Below are 18,551 nucleotides of genomic sequence, written 5' to 3'. Positions count from 1 at the left end.
TATATCAAATTTAAGAAAAATTTAAGTCATTTTTAGTGACAGATACGTGATTTTATACCCATCTTTCCGTCCTAAGAGTTAATATTTTCCAGTTGTTTCATAAACCCCAATCCAATGACCATGAAAAAGAATTTGTTAATGCTGTGTTTTGCCCTCGGCTTACTGGCCACATTTAATAGTATAGCCCAGGATACTAAACCGTCGAAAAGCAAAGCCAAGAAAGAGATGAGCGATGCGGACGCATCGGCTAAGGCAGCCGCGAAAGCGGAGAAGAAAGCGGCTAAGGATGCTGCAAAAGAGGGTATGACCGATGCCGACAAAGCAGCTAAAGCACAGGCGAAGGCCGATAAGAAGGCTGCCAAGGATGCCGCAAAAGAGGCTAAAGCGGATGCTAAAGGTAATGCAGAGGCAACGACCGATGCTGCTAAACAGGCGGCCATGAACGAGCGAATGGCCAAGGTCAGAGCGGCTAAGGATGCTAAAAAAGACGCCAAAGATGCTGCTGATAAAGGAGCTGTTACAGCTGACGCAAAGATGGATAAAGCCGCTAAAAAGGCAGATAAGGCCGCTGACAATGCAGGCCTAAAGGACGATAAAATGAGCAAAACCGCCAAAGCGTCGACGCCTGCCGTGAAGGAGGAAAAAGCCACTCCGGCCGACTATAAAGCACCGGTTGATGCTTCTAAAAAAGGCCCAAATGGCGAGAAAGTCATGACCGGCCCTCGTGGTGGTAAATATTACATCAATAAGAACGGCAACAAGACCTATTTGAGTAGCATAAAAGGGTAAGTTGCTGCTAGTCAAAACAAAACGTGGCGTCAGACTGTAAAGTCTGACGCCACGTTTTGTTTAATAAAAACTAGAAAAGTAGCTCTTAACGCTACTGGTTTGTTGGATAGGATTTTTAGAGCGGAACTGTTCCTTCGATAATACCGTCCTTGATAAGTTGATTGACAATCTGACGGGGAGGAACTTCACTGCTTCCGCCGGTTGTGACAAGGGCTTTCCAGAAAGGTTTTCCAGTTGTAAGGTCCGTCATCTCTAAAAGAAGTTCATTATAGGACGATATATACTTGCCAGAACCGGTTGTATAATTTCGATTAAAATCAATGGTTAAAATAACCTCACTTTGGCAGGTCTGCCGTTGCTTTTCAATTGATTCTTCTGGGCTCTCGAATGCGATTGGGCTGCTTGATACGGTACACACTTGATAGCCAGCCGGAAACGCCGTTTGGAATGTAGGCAAATAGGTCTGACTAACGTTTGAGAGCTTCGAGACGATTAGAATACGACGAAATTCCGGTTTGGCATCCGCTTTTACGTTTGACTGAAAGTTCGCTGTTATGCAACCAGTCAGAATTGTTAACAGGCTTATTATTAGGACTTTATTTATAATAGTTTTCATGGTTGTCGGGTAGTATGATTGGTTATTGAAAGTAACAACATAGTTACCTTTTACTTGCTAACTACCTGTTAAAGTTTAGGTGAACAAATTGTTGGCTATCTTACTCTAAAATAGCCTCAACGTAATGCGCCGAATACTACCTCTTCTTCTAGTTATTAGTACGTTCTCATCTGCCTGTTCCCAACAAACACCTGGTCTGCAACAACCTGTTGAAATCATCCGCGACCGATGGGGTGTCAATCATATCTACGCAAAAAACGAGCATGATCTGTTTTTTGCGCAGGGATATTCGGCTGCTCAGGATCGCTTGTTCCAACTGGAAATATGGCGTCGGCAAGCAACCGGCACCGTGGCTGAATTGCTGGGGCCGCAGGAAACCAAGCGGGATATTGGGACAAGACTATTTCAGTTCAGGGGCGACATTACCAAGGAGCTACTCCATTACCATCCCCATGGGCCACAGATTGTCCGAGCGTTTGTCGATGGGATTAACACTTACATTACGGAAATCCTGAAAACCCCCGAGAAACTACCTTTCGAATTTCGGGTGCTTGAAACAAAACCAGGCTTTTGGACGCCTGAAGTCGTTATCAGCCGCCACCAGGGTCTATTGGGTAATGTTCGCGATGAGTTAAATTACGGTCGGTTAGTGAAGCTCATTGGCCCTGAAAAACTTCGTGAGCTACAATGGTTTCATCCTATCACCAAAGCAGGTGAGCCAGACCTGACGCTCCATGTGAACGGCGACGAATTATTTCAGCCGATTCTGGAAATCTATGAAGCGTTTCGATTACCCCTCACCTTTAAAGGAAGACTATCAAAAGCGGATGAAGATGAAGCAAGTCGTTCCGTTGACGATTGGTTCGATACTGAAAAACAGTTTGTTGGCTCCAATAACTGGGTCATTTCGGGCAATAAGTCAGCCAGTGGATATCCGATGCTGGCGAATGACCCGCACCGCTCGCAGTCGACGCCTTCCCTGCGCTACTGGGTGCATCTGAACGCGCCCGGCGTGGATTCGCCCGGCTGGAATGTAATAGGAGGGGGGGAACCAACCTTGCCGGGTATTTCCATTGGCCACAACGACTACGGTGCCTGGGGACTGACCATCTTCGAAACGGATAATGAAGATTTGTATGTGTACGATACCAACCCCGCCAATCCCAATCAATATCGCTATAGAGGTAACGGTAAGGTGGATCGGTGGGAGACTATGAAAACGTTTACTGAAACCATTCCGATGAAGGTTGGCAAACCGGTTCAGGCCGAGTTAAAGTACACACGTCATGGACCGGTTGTATTTGAAGATAAACAACATCATAAAGCCTATGCTGTTCGGGCGGGATGGCTCGATACGGGCTGTGCGCCTTATCTGGCTAGTTTGCGCATGAATCAGTCGAAGAACTGGACGGAATTTCGGCAAGCCTGCCTGTATAGCCGGGTTCCAGGCGAAAACATGATCTGGGCGGATAAGACTGGCACCATTGGCTGGCAGGCCGTGGGACTGGCGCCCATTCGGCAAAACTTTACGGGTTTAGTGCCCGTTCCGGGCGATGGCCGGTTTGAGTGGAGCGGTTATCTACCCATTCAGCAACTTCCCAATAAACTGAACCCACCCGAAGGCTACGTAGCAACGGCAAATAATAACTTAACACCAGTTGATTTTTCGCACCGTAATGCCGTTGGCTGGACATGGGCTTCCCCGAGTAGGGCGCACCGAATAGAAGAAGTGTTAAGTGATGGCAAGCGTAAAAATCTGGTCGATTTTATGGCCTTGCAAGCCGATTATCTGGCTATTCCGGCCCGGACGCTCGTCCCACTACTTCAAAACCTGTCATCGCCTACTAATCAGACCGCAAAGGCCTTGGCGTATTTGCACCGATGGGATTATAAACTTGACCCAAACTCCATTGCTGCCGCCATTTATGTTGCCTGGGAAGAGCAGTTAAAACAGGCTGTTTATTGGCAAAAAGTACCGAAAAACGCTCAGCCTTACTTAAAAAGTCTGCCATCGAAACGGGTACTAGATGCCCTTCTCGTTCCAACGGCCTCTCGTGATAGTTTACTTCTTTCCTGCTTGGACCATGCCGTAGCCGAACTCACCAACCGACTCGGGAACGACATGGACAAGTGGCAGTATGGTCAATCGAAGAATAAACACATTACGCTTACACACCCGCTTAGTAATCTGGTTGACAAGGCTATGCGGAAGAAAATCAATCTCGGTCCGTTGCCTCGGGGTGGCTATGCCGAAACGGTTAATGCAACGAGTGCCAATCTCAACCAAACCCACGGCGCGTCGTTTCGTATTTTGGTCGATACCGAAGATTGGGATAAAACGTTAGGCATCAACAACCCTGGTCAGTCGGGTAATCCCGATAGCCCGCATTACGGCGATTTGTTCCCGATCTGGGCCGAGAATAAGTATTTCCCGGTATTCTTCTCGAAAGAAAAAGTAAAGTCAGTAGCGGAAGAAACTACTGTATTACGGCCCTGAAAGTAGCGTGACTTTCCAGTCGCACTACATAAGCCGCACATTTCGTACTTTTGCTATCGGAAAACTGCCCGTTCGCGCAGTTTCACAATCGAATGGATATTCAGGAAGAATTAAAAGTTGTTATTCAGCGTGCCGTTTCCGAATTGTATCAGCAGGAAATTGGTGAAGTGTCATTACAGCCTACTAAAAAAGAATTTGAAGGGCTTTACACCTTTGTTACGTTTCCGCTAACCAAAGCCCTTCGGCAGGCACCTGCGCAAATTGGACAAACCATTGGGGCCTGGTTGCTCGAACATAGTTCGCTTGTCAGTGCGTTTAATGTGGTGCAGGGTTTTCTGAATATTAGTGTTGCCGATGCGGCCTGGATTGAAGTATTAAATGACATTGCTGCCAGTTCGTCATTCGGTCTGTTGCCTGCAAAAGAACAGTCGGTGATGGTTGAGTTCTCATCGCCGAACACGAACAAACCGCTGCACCTCGGGCACTTACGTAATAATTTTCTGGGCGATTCGGTTAGCCGGATTCTGGCTGCCAATGGCTACGACGTTGTGAAAACCTGTATCGTTAATGATCGGGGCGTTCACATCTGCAAATCCATGCTGGCTTACAAGATGTTCGGTCATGGGGAAACACCTGAGTCATCGGGCATGAAGGGCGATCACCTGATTGGGAAATACTACGTCCTGTTCGATAAAGCCTACAAAGCGCAGATTGAAGAGATGGTGAGTCAGGGAACACTCAAAGAAGAGGCCGAAAAGAAAGCTCCTCTTATGCTCGAGGTTCAGCAGATGCTGCGCCTTTGGGAACAGGGTGATCCCGAAACGGTAGCGCTATGGAGCCAACTCAACGCCTGGGTATACGCTGGTTTCGATGCTACCTATAAAAGCATTGGCGTTAGTTTCGATAAAACCTATTACGAATCGAATACCTATTTGCTAGGGAAAGAAGTCGTTGAGGAAGGCTTACAAAAGGGGGTTTTCTACCGGAAAGATGACAGTTCGGTCTGGATCGACCTGACCGAAGAAGGCCTGGATCAGAAGCTGGTGATGCGTTCGGATGGTACGTCGGTATATATGACGCAGGACCTGGGCACAACTGATCTGAAATTCCAGGATTTTCATAATAACCGCTCCATTTGGGTGGTAGGCAACGAGCAGGATTATCACTTTGCGGTGCTTTTTGCTATTCTGCGTCGGTTAGGGCGGACGTATGCCAATGAGTTATATCACCTGTCGTATGGTATGGTGGATTTGCCAACGGGAAAAATGAAATCGCGCGAAGGCACCGTTGTGGATGCCGACGATCTGATTCAGGAAACCATCGACGCTGCGTCGACTGCCGCCGATGAGGCTGCCAAAGGTAAACTCGACGAGTTCAGTGAATCCGAAAAGACAACCCTGTTTCAGATGCTGGGGTTAGGCGCTCTGAAATATTACCTGCTGAAGGTAGATCCGCAAAAACGAATGCAGTTCAATCCGGCCGAGTCAGTTGATCTGCACGGAAATACGGGGCCGTACATTCAGTACGTTCACGCCCGGATTCAATCTGTACTAAGGAAGGCCGCCGACCTGACTATATCGCTGGAAGGGCCCGTGTCAGCAACGGAATTAGATGAGATTGAGCTACAATTGGTCTTTTTGCTGAGTCAGTATCCGCAGCGTGTAGCCGAAGCAGGAACAGCCTACGCACCCTCTTATATTGCCCAGTATGCCTATGAGTTGGCGAAGACGTTTAACCAGTTCTACGACAAGCTGTCGATACTGAAAGAAACCGATCCCATCAAATTACATACCCGGCTAGTATTATCAAAAGCCATTGGTGAAACTATTCGTAAGGCAATGGGTTTATTGGGCATAGAGGTGCCTGAAAAAATGTAGTTTAAGTGATTCAGGTTCAGTCTAAACAGTTCCCTTGCCAGAATTTCTACAAACACGTCAAACTAACCATGAAAAAAAATCTCATCGTTTCCATGATCGCGGTTGCGGTCGTTTTTACACTCACTAGTTTTATGTCCTTTTCCGTTCTTGTCAAAGGCATTTTTAGCGACAAACGGGCTGCTCTCTCGGTTCCAGCCGACGCAGCCGCGCCAACTAAAAGCCTTTATGATTTCACTGTAAATTCACTGGATGGCAAACCTGTAGCGCTGAAAGCCTACAAAGGCAAAAAAGTTGTCATTCTGAACGTTGCCTCGAAATGCGGCTTTACGCCACAGTATGCCGATTGGGAGAAATTCTACAAAGAACATGGCGATAAAGTAGTGGTTCTGGGCTTCCCGGCCAACAACTTCAAAAGCCAGGAGCCCGGCAGCAGCGAAGAAATTGCTGAGTTCTGCAAAAAGAATTACGGCGTAACCTTCCCCATGTTCGAGAAAGTATCTGTACTGGGCGAAGATCAGGCTCCCCTCTACAAATGGCTGACGACCAAGTCGTTGAATGGCTGGAATGAGCAGGCACCTACCTGGAATTTCTGCAAATATGTCATCAATGAAAAAGGTGACCTGACCAACTTCTTCGGCTCGAAAGTGAAGCCTGAAGATGAAGAGTTTAAGAAAGCTATTGGCATGTAATGTTAATAGCTAATGTAAAATGAATAATGAATAATGGATAATGAGTGGATCGGCCATTTGCTGATAACATCATTATCCATTATTCATTTTACATTATCCATTATGAAAAGCTGGATTGCGGCTGCCCGGCCGCGTACGTTACCGCTATCCTTAGCCAGTATTATTCTTGGTAGTTTTCTGGCATATGCCGATCACCATTTCAGTTGGCCAATTGCACTTTTGGCCGCTCTGACGACCATCTTCCTCCAAATCCTGTCCAACTTCGCCAATGATTACGGCGACGCGGTTTCAGGTAAAGACACCGAACTCCGAGTGGGGCCCCGCCGGGCCGTTGCTACTGGCGACATTAGTAAAGAAGCCATGCTTCGAGGCATTGTACTAATGTCGGTACTCTCGCTTATTTCTGGGATTGGGCTGCTTGCTCTGGCTTTTTATGATGCTGGCCCCAAAATCTTCTGGTTTTTCCTGGTCTTGGGCCTACTCAGCATTGCTGCTGCCATTGGCTACACCAATGGTAAACGACCGTATGGATACGCGGGTTTTGGTGATATTGCCGTGCTGATTTTCTTTGGGTGGGTAGGCGTACTGGGAACGTATTTTTTGCATACGCTTTCGTTCAGTGCTATCCTGCTGTTACCCGCCACAAGCGTTGGATTATTTGCTACGGGTGTGCTAAACGTCAATAACATCCGCGACATTGAAACCGACACCATGACCGGCAAACGCTCAATCCCCGCACGTCTGGGGTTGCCGCTAGCCATTCGCTACCATTGGGGATTGCTCCTAACCGGAATGGCCTGTGCTGTTGCCTATTCGTTTCTGACAGGGGCGGCCTGGTTCAGTTACGTTTACCTACTGGCGTTCCCGCTGTTTATACTGAACGGTCGGGCTGTGGCTACGCATAAGATGCCTGCTGAACTCAATGCCCGCCTGGGCCAGCTAGCCCTCACCACCTTACTGTTTGTGCTGTTATTTGGAATTGGGCAGGTGCTGTAATGCTTCGGGTAGGGACGCACCTACTGCGCTTTTGTGTTGCCTGAACATAGTTTTCCTACTAAAAATCCGCCTTTACAGGGCTGTGATACAGATGTTTATCTGATAACTATATGGCAGCAAAATTTACGTTCATAAGCGGTGTATAGCTATCTTTGAACGCTATTCTAAACTTGCCCATAGACATATGCTAAAACACTGGTGGAAAGCGTTGACCGTTCTCATTTTAACGTATGTCTTTATTGCAGGCTTGATGAGCCCTGTGCCTAAATTACCTATTTTACACGAGGCAATCCGCAATACGTTCTTTCATCCCCCCCTTTGGATTGCGATGATGGTTATGCTGCTGTCGTCCGCTATTTTTTCGATACGGTACCTCAGAAAAGGGAAAGCTGACGATGATTTGTTATCAGTGGAATTTGCCAATACGGCTCTTCTATTTGGTGTTCTGGGTTGTGTTACCGGATCGGTATGGGCCTATTTTGCCTGGGGCGATTTATGGCCCAATGATCCTAAAACGAATGGCGTTGCCGTTGGTATGCTTATGTATCTGGCTTATTTTGTACTAAGGGGATCGTTTGACGACGAGATGCGCCGAGCTAGAATTTCTTCGGTCTACAACATCTTCGCCTTTGCTATTTTTATTCCCCTTATTCTTATCCTCCCCCGCTTAACGGATTCATTACATCCTGGCAACGGCGGGAACCCCGGTTTTAATCAATATGATTCCGATAGCTCCATAAAACGGATTATCAGACCTGCTTTTATTGGCTTTACCTTACTTGGTTTTTGGATTACTCAACTTCGCGTTAGACTGCGCCGGTTAGAACTAAATTTGGACGAACAGGAAGAAGCGAAAAAGTCGGCTGCCCATCAGGCGATACAAGTACAAGACCCAGGCAATTTATAACGAGTAGCAAAATGGATAAACTAACAGAAATACTACGGGAAGACGGTAAAATCTGGGTTGTTGTCGTCGTGATTGGGGTTGTTTTGTCAGGGTGGCTGTACTACTTCCTGAGAATTGGAAGCCGGGTAAATAGGGTAAAACGCAGAATGCAACTGCGTCAGGATTCTTTGTGATGAAGCCTCCTGTTTTCACTCGGAAAAGCCAAGCGAAAACACAATATGTGTCTCACAGGCACTTAATAGGGCTCGTTTTTTTCTGCGGCTATGATCCGCTCTCTACTATTGGTACTACTGCCAAATACATTGATCTCCTTCAATATGATTCGGCCCGCCAGATCCTGAATAAATAGGGTATCCTGGGGAATAAAGGGTTTATCCGTATGGCGGTAATCCACAAAAATGAAAGAAACCGGTAAAATGTAGCTACCGGCGTATTGAAGACTTAGGGAAGGTAACTTTTTTAAGGCTGTTCGAATAGTTGGTTCAAAGCCATAATAAGTGCCTTTGTGGCTGGAGTTTAGAATTGAAATGTTCTGGATACGCCCTTTATTATCAACGGTAAATCCGGCAAAAACCCGACCATATACACTGGACCACTCAGCCTGGCGAGGGTAGGTGAGACGACGCTTTAAAACAGTCGTAAAAACGGGGTCCTGATTAAGATCAGGGCTTGCCAGTTGAGCAAAAGCCACATGACTACTTACGAATAGCAGGAATAATCGCCAATAGCGCATACGGGTATGTTAAGGTAAGTCAACAGCAATGGATCTCGGGAAGAAAGAAGAAAATTAGGTTGACCTACTTCAAAATACCTGTTCCCCTTATTGCCGCACCACCTTTCTAACCACCTTATTCTGCCCCGCCTGAATAGTAAGCATATAGGTTCCTGTGGCATGGGGCATTGAAATAGTTTCTATTACCGAAGAAACCGATCCATATTGTTTCTGGAACACCGATCGGCCCTGACTATCACTCAGGCTTAACGTGACCTCCTTTTTCTGATTCGTCGTTAACTCAATATACACTACTTCATGCGTTGGATTCGGGTAAATCCGAAGTTGTCCACCCGAAAATTCTTCTTCGGCGGTCGGTAAAAGCACTGTTATGGTTGCCTGTCCTGAAGCGCTGCCTTTCCCGCAACTATTTTCAACACTCGCTATTGAGTAAACAGTGGATTTGGTTGGTTGAACTGTTTGGACAGTGGGCGTTGTGCTGCTCGAAAAAGCCGTTCCGTCCGACAACGTGCCTTTCCAGGGGCTATCGCCTGTGAAGCTGAGCGAGAGATCAATGGGTTGTCCTTGCAATACCGTTCCCGAGCCAGCTAATGTAGCGGTTGGTAAGGGTTTTACTGTAAATCCATCGCTCGATACAAGCTGTGCATACGAAATGCCGCGTGGCCGCACTCGTACTCTGTAGCCTGCGCCGGGAGCTAAATTGGCTGGAAGCGACGCATTTAGAGTTGTCAGTGACCCTGAGCCAACAATCGTTTCGTTTGTAAAATCACCCGAGGCATCAGACAGGAGCACATCGTACTGCCAGGTTGACGCCTTGCTGGTATTTTCGGGTGTTGCTGTAACCGCGAAGGTGCTGCCTACACAAACCGATGTAGTACCGGATACGTTTGCCGTTAGTTTAGGCGGTTGCTGGACGCTTACCGTAAATTGGTCGGCCAGACACTGCCGGTCGTCAGTAACAACAACTGGGAACGTGCCGGCCTTATCGGCTACGTAGCGAATGGTACGGCTGGTTTGTCCAGTTGGCCAGCGATAGTCGCCTATCCATGATGCCGAAAAGGCAAGTGTGTCGGCGAACTCGGCGGTAAAGGAAGCCGATTTATTCACATTTTTCATGATCGTAAACTTATCCTGCACAGAACCGTCGGACATGACTAACTGAGCATCCAGGCGATTATCAACTACGTCAAGCAGCATTGATCCACCAAGTGTAGTATTATTATAAACCGTAGCCGGATGAGGAAAGTCGACGGATTGTCCGCCTAGTTGACCACCAGAACCGTTAACAATGTACACCGTGCCCTGGCCCTTTGTCAGAATAGGGCAGGAGTTGGGCGAGCCATCGTAACGGGCTGTCGTATTTTCGACAAGGTTTTGGCTTTTATCGTAGGTGTTAGCTAAACCACGTAATCCCTTAATCCGGTACGTTCGTTCGTAGCCATGACTATGCCCATTCAGGACTAAATCGACTCCGTAGCGCTCCAGAATTGGGGTCAGGTTCTCGCGGATAAGCCGCATAGATTCCTCCGTATCGGAGTTGTGGCCGCCTTTGCTATAGGGTGGATGGTGAAAAATGACGATTGTCCAGGGCAATTTGTTAGCCGCCAGATCACGTTTGAGCCATTGTACCTGAGTGGAGGTGGTATCATATAGCCGATATTGTCCATCCTGTCGGCCCTGCGAGTCCAGTGAGATTAAATGGACATTGCCGTAGCTGGAAGAATAATATGACTTTGAACCCGACGGAACACCCCCTGTTTCACCCTGTTGCGGAAACGAAAATAGATTGTAATAGGCTGTGTTGAAATTTGTTTCGCTATCGGCGTAATCGTGATTGCCCGGTGTAATAAATAGGGGCGTATTGCGGAGTGTGGGTGCGTACACCGGAAAAACCAGCCGTTGATATTCTTCCTCGAAGCCAAACGAGTACGCATTGTCGCCAAGCCAAAGCCATAAATCAGCTGGCCGGTTAGCAGTAGCATTGCGATAGGCCTGATAGACGTTTGTCTGATTATCGCTGCCACTGCCAAAGTCACCTAGTACCCACATCCGAAAGGGGCGGGTATCGCCAGTCGACACAGCCGTTTTAACATAGTAGTCTGGACCCGATGCTAATTGTGTATCGTCGTAGCCAATGGCATAGGCGTAGCGGGTTGCCGGTTGCAGCCCCGTGATGGTCAGTGCATGTTCGAGAGTGGGCTGGCTTTCACGGGTATTCTCAATAAGCTGACTGGCTGCCAAACCATACCATACCCGACCAGTTGTGGGCTGATCTGTACGCCAGCGAACGACAACCGAGTTTGGTGTAAGTACCTGCAAGTAGGGGCCACGAACAATACCAGGTAATTGAGCCAGAACGTTCTGCCCAAAAATCAGAAGGAAAGCCAGAGTCAGGCAACGAGCGTAGTGCATACGGTGAATGAGAAGACACCGTAAAATTACACCTGACGACCGACAAATCCGTCAATAAGCGTAATTTGTTCGCAATCAGCTAATTAGTTTTCAGGCATTGTACAATGCCTGATGCATCTTAAGTAAATTCCTGACGGGCCAGTCGCTTTGATTGTACGATTCCAACTGAGTTATCTTTACAAGTAACTGTCGTTCAATGCGTCGACGTTCGTCGGGAGAGAGTTTTTTTAGGGTACTTGTCAGCTCATTGAGTGTCTGATTGAGCTGAACACAAGCTGTAGTGGGTAGCGTAAAATGAGCAGCTAATCGCTGAACATCTGATAGTTTCCAGAGATCGGGCTTGCTGCGCCGGTTCCGAATGGCGTTTCCACTGAGTCCTACGGCAATCCCTAATTGCTCATCGTTGAGCGAACACTCACGTAGCCGCCACATAACGGCCTGATAATTATTGACAAATGAGTGTAACGTAGTTCGTAAAATATCTATCAAGGTTGTAAGTATTTAAGTGAGTGCCGCTACTAATCGTAAGCTACTATTCATTAAATGGGCTAGGGGTTTGAGTATAGCTGGGCCCGCTTCAACAAATGGCAGCAAGGGAATTTTAACAGCATATCAATTACGTACTCAGGTACTTACTTACAACATTCATGCCGTTGTGTACTTATTTTACAATATTGGGTAAATTCAGTGGTTCAGACAGAAACTACTGAACAAGCAAAAAGGCACCTTCGATCGAAGGTGCCTCTCGTAAACTCACGTCCTGAAACGGTGCCGCTCTAGCAACTCAACGCGTTCGGGAGGTTTGATCGTTAAGCCCGTTCTATTTTGAGCCGTAACTGGAACTCGTCCATCTCTATTTCTGCCGCAGTGCCATTTAGGCCACTCACTAAATCTAGTGAAACGGCCTGAACTTCCTGCTGGATATAATCACGGTTGGCTTCAATGGCGGTTGCCAGTGCTTCGTTGTTCCGTTCAAGTTCAATGCGAATCTTGTCAGTCACCGAAAAATCACGGTCTTTACGCAGGTTCTGAATCCGGTTTACAAAATCGCGGGCAATACCTTCTCCCCGTAATTCGTCGGTTACATGAACGTCTAGTGCCACTGTCAAGCCACTGTCGCTGGCCACGAGCCAGCCTGGAATATCTTCGGTCAGAATTTCAACATCCGACAATTGTAAATCGAACGAGCCAAGCTGCAAGCTGTCGGATTGTTCCAGTTGTTTCAATTGCTCGGGCGTCATCGCTGTGATGACGGCGGCAACATCTTTCATCTGTTTGCCAAACTTAGGGCCCAGCGCCTTGAAGTTCGGTTTAACTTTCTTTTTCAGGATACCGCTGGCATCATCCACAAACTCAACCGCTTTTACGTTCACTTCCGACATAATGATCGGGCTAACGTGCTCAATTTGCCGACGCGTATCCGCATTCAGGACCGGAATCAGTACACGGCTTAGTGGCTGCCGAACTTTTAGCTTATGGCCTTTTCTAAGCGAATGTACCAGCGACGATACTTCCTGGGCCAGTTCCATCGATTGCTCCAGTTCTGTGTTGATCAGCGCCTGATCAGCCGCCGGGAAGTCGGTTAAGTGAACCGACGTGGCGGCTTCTGTTAGGTTGCGATACAACCAATCGGCATAAAACGGCGCGATAGGCGACATTAATTGCGATATGGTTGTCAGACATTCGTGCAGAGTTTCGTAGGCCGCCCGTTTGTCGAGAGTCAATTCACCGTCGATCGCGACCCCGGACCAGAAACGCCTGCGCGATAAACGGACGTACCAGTTTGATAACTGGTCGTTCACGAAATCCTGAACCGCCCGACCTGCTTTCGTAGGATTGTAGCTATCAAACTGAGTACCAACTTCCAGAATCAATGATTGCAGTTTGGATAAAATCCAGCGATCCAGTTCAGGTCGTTCAGCTACAGGCACGCTTCGTCCGGCAAACGTAAACGCATCCAGATTGGCGTAGAGCGCGAAAAAGTTATAGGTATTGGACAGTGTGCCGAACAACTTCCGCTGCACTTCGCCAATGCCATCGGTATTGAATTTAAGGTTATCCCAGGGCTCAGCGTTGGTGATCATGTACCAGCGCGTTGCATCGGGGCCATATTTCGCAAGTGTTTCAAATGGATCGACAGCATTGCCTAGTCGTTTCGACATTTTGTTGCCGTTTTTATCCAGCACCAATCCTGTCGAAACTACGTTTTTGAACACCACCGAATCAAATAGCATCACCGCAATGGCATGGAGCGTAAAGAACCAGCCCCGAGTTTGGTCAACGCCTTCGGAGATAAAATCGGCCGGAAACGCTTTTTTGAACACGTCCTGATTTTCGAACGGATAATGCCATTGCGCATACGGCATCGCTCCTGAATCAAACCAAACGTCGATCAGGTCAGATTCGCGCTGCATCACTTGACCGCTCTCCGATACGAAATACACTTCATCGACATAAGGCCGGTGGAGGTCGTAATCGCCGGATGAAAGCTTTTGCAGAAACTCGTCGTTTTTCGCTTGTTGCTCGTCGCTTAGCTTGCCAGATTTCTGGGCTTCTGCGACATGCGCCTTCATTTCGTCGACCGATCCAACGCAAACTTCTTCGCCCGTTTCAGTGCGCCAGATCGGCAGGGGTGTTCCCCAGAAACGGCTACGGCTTAGGTTCCAGTCTACAAGATTTTCGAGCCAGTTGCCGAAGCGGCCTGTTCCCGTACTCTCGGGTTGCCAGTTGATCGTTTTGTTCAGTTCAACCAATTGCTCTTTCTTTGCTGTCGTGCGGATAAACCAGCTATCGAGCGGATAATACAAAATCGGCTTATCCGTCCGCCAGCAGTGTGGATAGGGGTGTTCGTATTTCTCAACCCGGAACGCTTTGTTTTCTTCCTTCAGCTTGATGGCAATCAGCACATCGGTTGGCTTGAAATCAGGATCTTCGCGTTCTTCGTCGGAGTAATATTCCTCTTTTACGTACCGTCCGGCATAATCTGTGATTTCATCCACAAACTGGCCGTGTTTATCCACAATCGGTACATATTTTCCCGTTTCATCCTTGACCATGATCGGTGGAATACCCGCAGCCTGCGCTACCCGGAAGTCATCGGCCCCAAAAGTTGGCGACGTATGCACGATACCCGTACCATCTTCAGTCGTGACGAAATCGCCCAGAATAACCCGGAAAGCAGGAGTAGCTGGTTGAACATAGGGCATTAACTGCTCATACTCGATACCTTCGAGGTGTTGGCCTTTAAACTCCGAAACAATGGTCCAGGGCGTTATTTTATCCGTGGGCAAGTAGGCGTCGAAGGCGGGACTAGTACGCGAATCGACCTTGCCTTTTTCGTTCAACCATCGTCCCACTAAGTTTTTGGCCATCACCACATGCACCACTACGTGCGTGTAGGGGTTGATGGTTTTCACCAATACATAGTCGATGTTGGCCCCAACGGTCAGCGCGGAGTTGGCGGGAAGTGTCCAGGGCGTGGTGGTCCAGGCCAGGATATAGATATCGGCATCGGCAGAATCGAAAAACAAAAAGCCCGATTTACCGCTTGGCTTCACCTTAAACTGGGCAACAATGGTCGTATCCCGCACATCTTTATAGGTGCCCGGCATGTTCAACTCGTGCGAACTTAAACCCGTTCCTGCCTTTGGCGAATAGGGTTGGATCGTGTAGCCTTTATAGAGCATTCGCTCGCCAGTTGCCGTTTTTTGGTCGTACAACTGTTTGAGCAGCCACCAAACCGATTCGATGTATTCGTTTTTGTAGGTGACGTAAGGATTATCAAGGTCCACCCAATAGCCCATTTTCTGGGTCAGGTCGTTCCACTGATCCGTAAACCGCATGACCGTTTCACGGCATTTGCGGTTATACTCTTCCACGCTGATACCCCCTTCCGACTCGGGTTTGCCAATATGATCTTTGGTAATACCCAATTCTTTTTCAACCTGCAATTCGATGGGTAGTCCGTGTGTATCCCAGCCGCCCTTGCGCTCGACCTGGAATCCCTGAAGCGTTTTATACCGACAAAAAATGTCCTTAATCGTCCGGGCCATCACATGGTGAATTCCAGGGGCTCCATTGGCTGATGGCGGTCCTTCGTAGAACGTAAATGTGGGCTGCCCATCGCGGATCGCCACTGATTGTTCAAATACCTGATTTTGATTCCAGTAAGTCAATACCTCGGCTGCGATCTGCGCGTAGTCGAGGGACTCATATTGTTGGTACTTCACGCCTGGCATAATCGGAAAGCACGAATGGTCTCCTGTCAGAGCCGGAGACCGTTGTGCGGTTAAAAAATAAGTGCAAAGATAGGTAAATAGACGGCATAGGTAGCCTAGTCTCGTAGTGCCTTGTTAAGCGGCAACAAAAAAGCGAACCGGTGTGGTTCGCTTTGGCACATGGATGAACCAGCGCAAACCTATGTAGCTTGAGTACGATTAATTTCATCTATAATAGTTTCTACCTCCGCCAGGGGCAGCTCTGCCGCTGAGGCAATGGTATCAGCCGTGAGGTTCAAATTCAACATAGCCTTAATGAATTTGATCTTATTCTGACGACTTTGTTCCCGCTCTTTCTGTACCAGTTCTTCGGCAACTGTCATAGCTTGTCGGCGCTCTTTCTGTACCAGTTCTTCAGCGGCTGTCATAGCTTGTCGGCGCTCTTTCTGTACCAGTTCTTCGGCAGCTGTCATAGCTTGTCGGCGCTCTTTCTGTATTAATTCTTCGGCGGCTGTCATAGCTTGGCGACGTCCCTCCTGTAATAGTTCTTCAGCGGCTGTCATAGCTTGGCGACGTCCTTCCTGTAATAGTTCTTCGGCGACTGTCATGGTAGAAGATTCGGTTTTTGAAGAAATACGGCTAAAGATACCGAATAGTTCGACTTTGGTCAAGTCGGCGGTGTATGATAAATAGAGAAAACCAGTACCTACGAAACGTTGCCCGACCGGTGTTTCGACTAATCGGCGGACAACATCGGCAAAGGTGTCCAGCATGCGTGTCAGTTCGCGCTTCCGGCGACTATTCTGCAATAGAATAGCCGTAAGTCGGGCGTAATCTGACTGTAATGTAGGGAGTCGTTCGTCAGAGAGTGTCGACAGGTCGATCAGTAGATAATCGAACGCAGGCAGATAGGCGTTGAGTGTTTCATGCAAGGGGGCGAAATAATCAGGCACACTGCGCTTTTTCCACCGTCGGTTGCCATGATAGACCACAACAGGTAGCACGGGTGTCAACGGTTGTTTCTGTTTGATCTGACTCTCCCAAAGGTTGAGCAGATACCGGTTGATCTGAAAATGTGGGTACTCCTCAGTGTAGCTTTTGTGTTCCAACAAGAGAACAAGCCGGATAGGGTGGCCAGCATACTGCACCGAAAAAACAAGATCAGCGAAATGTTCCGCTAGTTGTTCATCGGTAAACGTATCCACTTCACGGGTCAATGTAGTGTAGTCGATACGTTCCCGGACAGCCTCTGGCGCAAACACGTTTAAAAAGTCGATCAGAATTTCAGGCTGAGAAAATGTCTCTTTAAAAAACCTGTCGTGTGGGTTGTCGGGTGTTGTTGCCATCAAATCGTCAGAATCACAAACTCCACCCGGCGGTTCACCTTACGTTCTTCGTCGGTGCCTTTGGTCAGAATAGGCCGCGTGTCGCCGTAACCAATCGTCTGAATTCGGTCGATGTCGATTCCCTTCTGAACCAGATAGCGTTGGCAGGCAATGACGCGGTCGCGGGAGAGTTGTAGATTTTTGTCGTGGTCGCCGATGATGTCGGTGTGGCCTTCAAGTCGGATACTCATATTGGGGTTATCCTGCATCATGGATACCAGTTTGTCTAGCTCGGCAAAGGAGGCCGACAATAAATCTGATTTCGACATTTCGAAATAGATATTCTTGAGTGTCACCTTATCGCCCACGGCCAGGGGTGTTAGTGCAATATCGCGGGTTAGTTTCTGTCCACCAGCTACTTTGCTCAAATCCAAAACGCCACTGGTTGATTGGTATCCCCGTGCCGACGCGATATAAGTATACACTTGCCCTTTTTGTAAACTCATTCGATAGGCTCCCGTCGACGCAAAGCTCTGCACCGAGTCCAGCATTTGCTTACTAGCCGAAAGCTGATAGTCGATAGTGGCCGTAACGGGTCGTTTGTTTTTCGCATCACTCACGATGCCCGATACATTCACGAGCGTAAGTACGGGAGCTGGAGCGGGCACGGGTTTCGTCTTAGGAACATCCGTTCGGGGCGTTTCCATCTCACCACCCGATTCGCCCGACGGGGCTGGTGGCAGGTTTGTTTTCTTTTTTGGTACGTTGGGTACAGGTGTTGGTGCTGGCGCCGTTGGGGGATTGTAAACTACGGGATCGGCGGGGTTATTGACGTAGAGGTTGTAGATGTTCCAGCAGGTATATGCGTCGGAGTGACATTCGAACAAATCAAAATTTTCCAGACCCTTGTCTAATCGTTGAAAGTACAGCGTGAAGTTGATTTTTTCTCCAGAATACGTATCTCTTCCTACCAGTACCAATCTGCCGAGATTTTGATCAAACTTTTCCTGTTTTATCGGAATGCCATCTGCTCTGACAAAGGCAAATGTTCGAGCTCCATTAGCGGCTACTAAATAGCTATTCGGATCAATGCCGATTGTGTTTCCCGAAGGTAAGGGACGTCTATTTTGATCATACTTCGGTTGGCTATTGTCTGTAAATGTCAAATTCAGAATCGTGTAATCTTTCGTCAACCGAATGCTGTTCACCGTTACCCCAGGGTCGGCAGTGCGGCTAGTTCCCGGTTGGTTACCAGAATTGGGGTAATTGCCCGGTTGGTTACCAGAATTAGGATAGGTGTCATCCGGTGATTGCTGGCCGCTGGATGGGTATTGCTGGCCACCGCTTGACGGATAACCGGATGGATAAGAGCCAAACGTGCAGGCAGACGTAAGCCCGGCCAGTAAGAGGAAAATTACGTAGTGTTGACGCATAGGTACAAGAAACAAGTGATTCGTAATCAGGGGGTAAAGAACGAGAAATTCAGCGGTAAC

General features: G+C 48.1%; 14 protein-coding genes. 7 read left to right on the top strand and 7 right to left on the bottom strand.

Features of this window, described 5'->3' with window-relative positions:
* The first annotated feature begins 120 nt into the window (after positions 1 to 120).
* The gene (locus ACYVGO_RS05010; RefSeq protein WP_460968016.1) at positions 121 to 789 is read left to right on the top strand and encodes a hypothetical protein; all 669 of its coding nucleotides are present in this window, start codon (positions 121 to 123) and stop codon (positions 787 to 789) included.
* Positions 790 to 904: 115 nt separating this feature from the next.
* On the opposite strand, the gene ACYVGO_RS05005 is transcribed toward ACYVGO_RS05010, so the two are convergent.
* Positions 905 to 1,405, bottom strand: a complete 501-nt coding sequence (locus ACYVGO_RS05005; RefSeq protein WP_142775695.1) for a hypothetical protein — start codon at positions 1,403 to 1,405, stop codon at positions 905 to 907.
* A gap of 124 nt (positions 1,406 to 1,529) precedes the next feature.
* Between ACYVGO_RS05005 and ACYVGO_RS05000 the strand changes: the two genes are divergently transcribed.
* The 6 genes from ACYVGO_RS05000 (at position 1,530) to ACYVGO_RS04975 (ending at position 8,544) form a co-directional block, all read left to right on the top strand.
* The gene (locus ACYVGO_RS05000) at positions 1,530 to 3,902 is read left to right on the top strand and encodes a penicillin acylase family protein (RefSeq protein ID WP_460968014.1); all 2,373 of its coding nucleotides are present in this window, start codon (positions 1,530 to 1,532) and stop codon (positions 3,900 to 3,902) included.
* Positions 3,903 to 3,994: 92 nt separating this feature from the next.
* A complete protein-coding gene (gene argS / locus ACYVGO_RS04995) occupies positions 3,995 to 5,779 on the top strand; it encodes an arginine--tRNA ligase (RefSeq protein WP_460968012.1) in 1,785 nt (594 codons plus the stop codon).
* 68 nt (positions 5,780 to 5,847) lie between these two features.
* A complete protein-coding gene (locus ACYVGO_RS04990; RefSeq protein WP_460968010.1) occupies positions 5,848 to 6,468 on the top strand; it encodes a glutathione peroxidase in 621 nt (206 codons plus the stop codon).
* 102 nt (positions 6,469 to 6,570) lie between these two features.
* Positions 6,571 to 7,464 (top strand): 1,4-dihydroxy-2-naphthoate polyprenyltransferase, encoded by an 894-nt coding sequence (locus ACYVGO_RS04985; RefSeq protein ID WP_460968008.1) that lies wholly within the window; start codon positions 6,571 to 6,573, stop codon positions 7,462 to 7,464.
* A gap of 184 nt (positions 7,465 to 7,648) precedes the next feature.
* Positions 7,649 to 8,371, top strand: coding sequence for a cytochrome c biogenesis protein (gene ccsA, locus ACYVGO_RS04980; protein ID WP_142775690.1), 723 nt, complete (start codon positions 7,649 to 7,651; stop codon positions 8,369 to 8,371).
* Between the two features lie 11 nt (positions 8,372 to 8,382).
* The gene (locus ACYVGO_RS04975) at positions 8,383 to 8,544 is read left to right on the top strand and encodes a CcmD family protein (protein WP_246859313.1); all 162 of its coding nucleotides are present in this window, start codon (positions 8,383 to 8,385) and stop codon (positions 8,542 to 8,544) included.
* 62 nt (positions 8,545 to 8,606) lie between these two features.
* Here the strand turns inward: ACYVGO_RS04975 and ACYVGO_RS04970 are convergent, their stop codons facing one another.
* The 6 genes from ACYVGO_RS04970 to ACYVGO_RS04945 all read right to left on the bottom strand — a co-directional run bounded on the left by ACYVGO_RS04970 (position 8,607) and on the right by ACYVGO_RS04945 (position 18,491).
* A complete protein-coding gene (locus ACYVGO_RS04970; RefSeq protein ID WP_460968006.1) occupies positions 8,607 to 9,104 on the bottom strand; it encodes an energy transducer TonB in 498 nt (165 codons plus the stop codon).
* An 87-nt stretch (positions 9,105 to 9,191) separates the two neighbouring features.
* On the bottom strand, positions 9,192 to 11,516 hold the full coding sequence (locus ACYVGO_RS04965) for a metallophosphoesterase (protein WP_460968004.1): 2,325 nt from the start codon (positions 11,514 to 11,516) through the stop codon (positions 9,192 to 9,194).
* A gap of 90 nt (positions 11,517 to 11,606) precedes the next feature.
* Positions 11,607 to 12,005 carry a hypothetical protein gene (locus ACYVGO_RS04960; protein WP_246859312.1) on the bottom strand — a complete coding sequence of 133 codons (399 nt, stop codon included), beginning with the start codon at positions 12,003 to 12,005 and terminating at the stop codon, positions 11,607 to 11,609.
* A gap of 320 nt (positions 12,006 to 12,325) precedes the next feature.
* Entirely contained in the window at positions 12,326 to 15,754 is a 3,429-nt protein-coding gene (gene ileS / locus ACYVGO_RS04955) for an isoleucine--tRNA ligase (protein ID WP_460968002.1), read from the bottom strand.
* A gap of 179 nt (positions 15,755 to 15,933) precedes the next feature.
* Positions 15,934 to 17,079 carry an Rpn family recombination-promoting nuclease/putative transposase gene (locus ACYVGO_RS04950; RefSeq protein ID WP_460968000.1) on the bottom strand — a complete coding sequence of 382 codons (1,146 nt, stop codon included), beginning with the start codon at positions 17,077 to 17,079 and terminating at the stop codon, positions 15,934 to 15,936.
* A complete protein-coding gene (locus tag ACYVGO_RS04945; RefSeq protein WP_460967998.1) occupies positions 17,079 to 18,491 on the bottom strand; it encodes an OmpA family protein in 1,413 nt (470 codons plus the stop codon). Before ACYVGO_RS04945 ends, ACYVGO_RS04950 begins: the two co-directional genes overlap by 1 nt.
* Positions 18,492 to 18,551: the final 60 nt, after the last annotated feature.

The organism is Spirosoma migulaei, from assembly GCF_054776855.1.
Note: the sequence above shows the minus strand (reverse complement) of the source record. Positions and strands in the feature narration are given on the sequence as shown.

Coding starts and splice junctions, on each gene's coding strand:
- ACYVGO_RS05010 (WP_460968016.1), top strand. CDS start 121: ATGAAAAAGAATTTGTTAATGCTGTGTTTTGCCCTCGGCTTACTGGCC.
- ACYVGO_RS05005 (WP_142775695.1), bottom strand. CDS start 1,405: ATGAAAACTATTATAAATAAAGTCCTAATAATAAGCCTGTTAACAATT.
- ACYVGO_RS05000 (WP_460968014.1), top strand. CDS start 1,530: ATGCGCCGAATACTACCTCTTCTTCTAGTTATTAGTACGTTCTCATCT.
- argS (WP_460968012.1), top strand. CDS start 3,995: ATGGATATTCAGGAAGAATTAAAAGTTGTTATTCAGCGTGCCGTTTCC.
- ACYVGO_RS04990 (WP_460968010.1), top strand. CDS start 5,848: ATGAAAAAAAATCTCATCGTTTCCATGATCGCGGTTGCGGTCGTTTTT.
- ACYVGO_RS04985 (WP_460968008.1), top strand. CDS start 6,571: ATGAAAAGCTGGATTGCGGCTGCCCGGCCGCGTACGTTACCGCTATCC.
- ccsA (WP_142775690.1), top strand. CDS start 7,649: ATGCTAAAACACTGGTGGAAAGCGTTGACCGTTCTCATTTTAACGTAT.
- ACYVGO_RS04975 (WP_246859313.1), top strand. CDS start 8,383: ATGGATAAACTAACAGAAATACTACGGGAAGACGGTAAAATCTGGGTT.
- ACYVGO_RS04970 (WP_460968006.1), bottom strand. CDS start 9,104: ATGCGCTATTGGCGATTATTCCTGCTATTCGTAAGTAGTCATGTGGCT.
- ACYVGO_RS04965 (WP_460968004.1), bottom strand. CDS start 11,516: ATGCACTACGCTCGTTGCCTGACTCTGGCTTTCCTTCTGATTTTTGGG.
- ileS (WP_460968002.1), bottom strand. CDS start 15,754: ATGCCAGGCGTGAAGTACCAACAATATGAGTCCCTCGACTACGCGCAG.
- ACYVGO_RS04950 (WP_460968000.1), bottom strand. CDS start 17,079: ATGGCAACAACACCCGACAACCCACACGACAGGTTTTTTAAAGAGACA.
- ACYVGO_RS04945 (WP_460967998.1), bottom strand. CDS start 18,491: ATGCGTCAACACTACGTAATTTTCCTCTTACTGGCCGGGCTTACGTCT.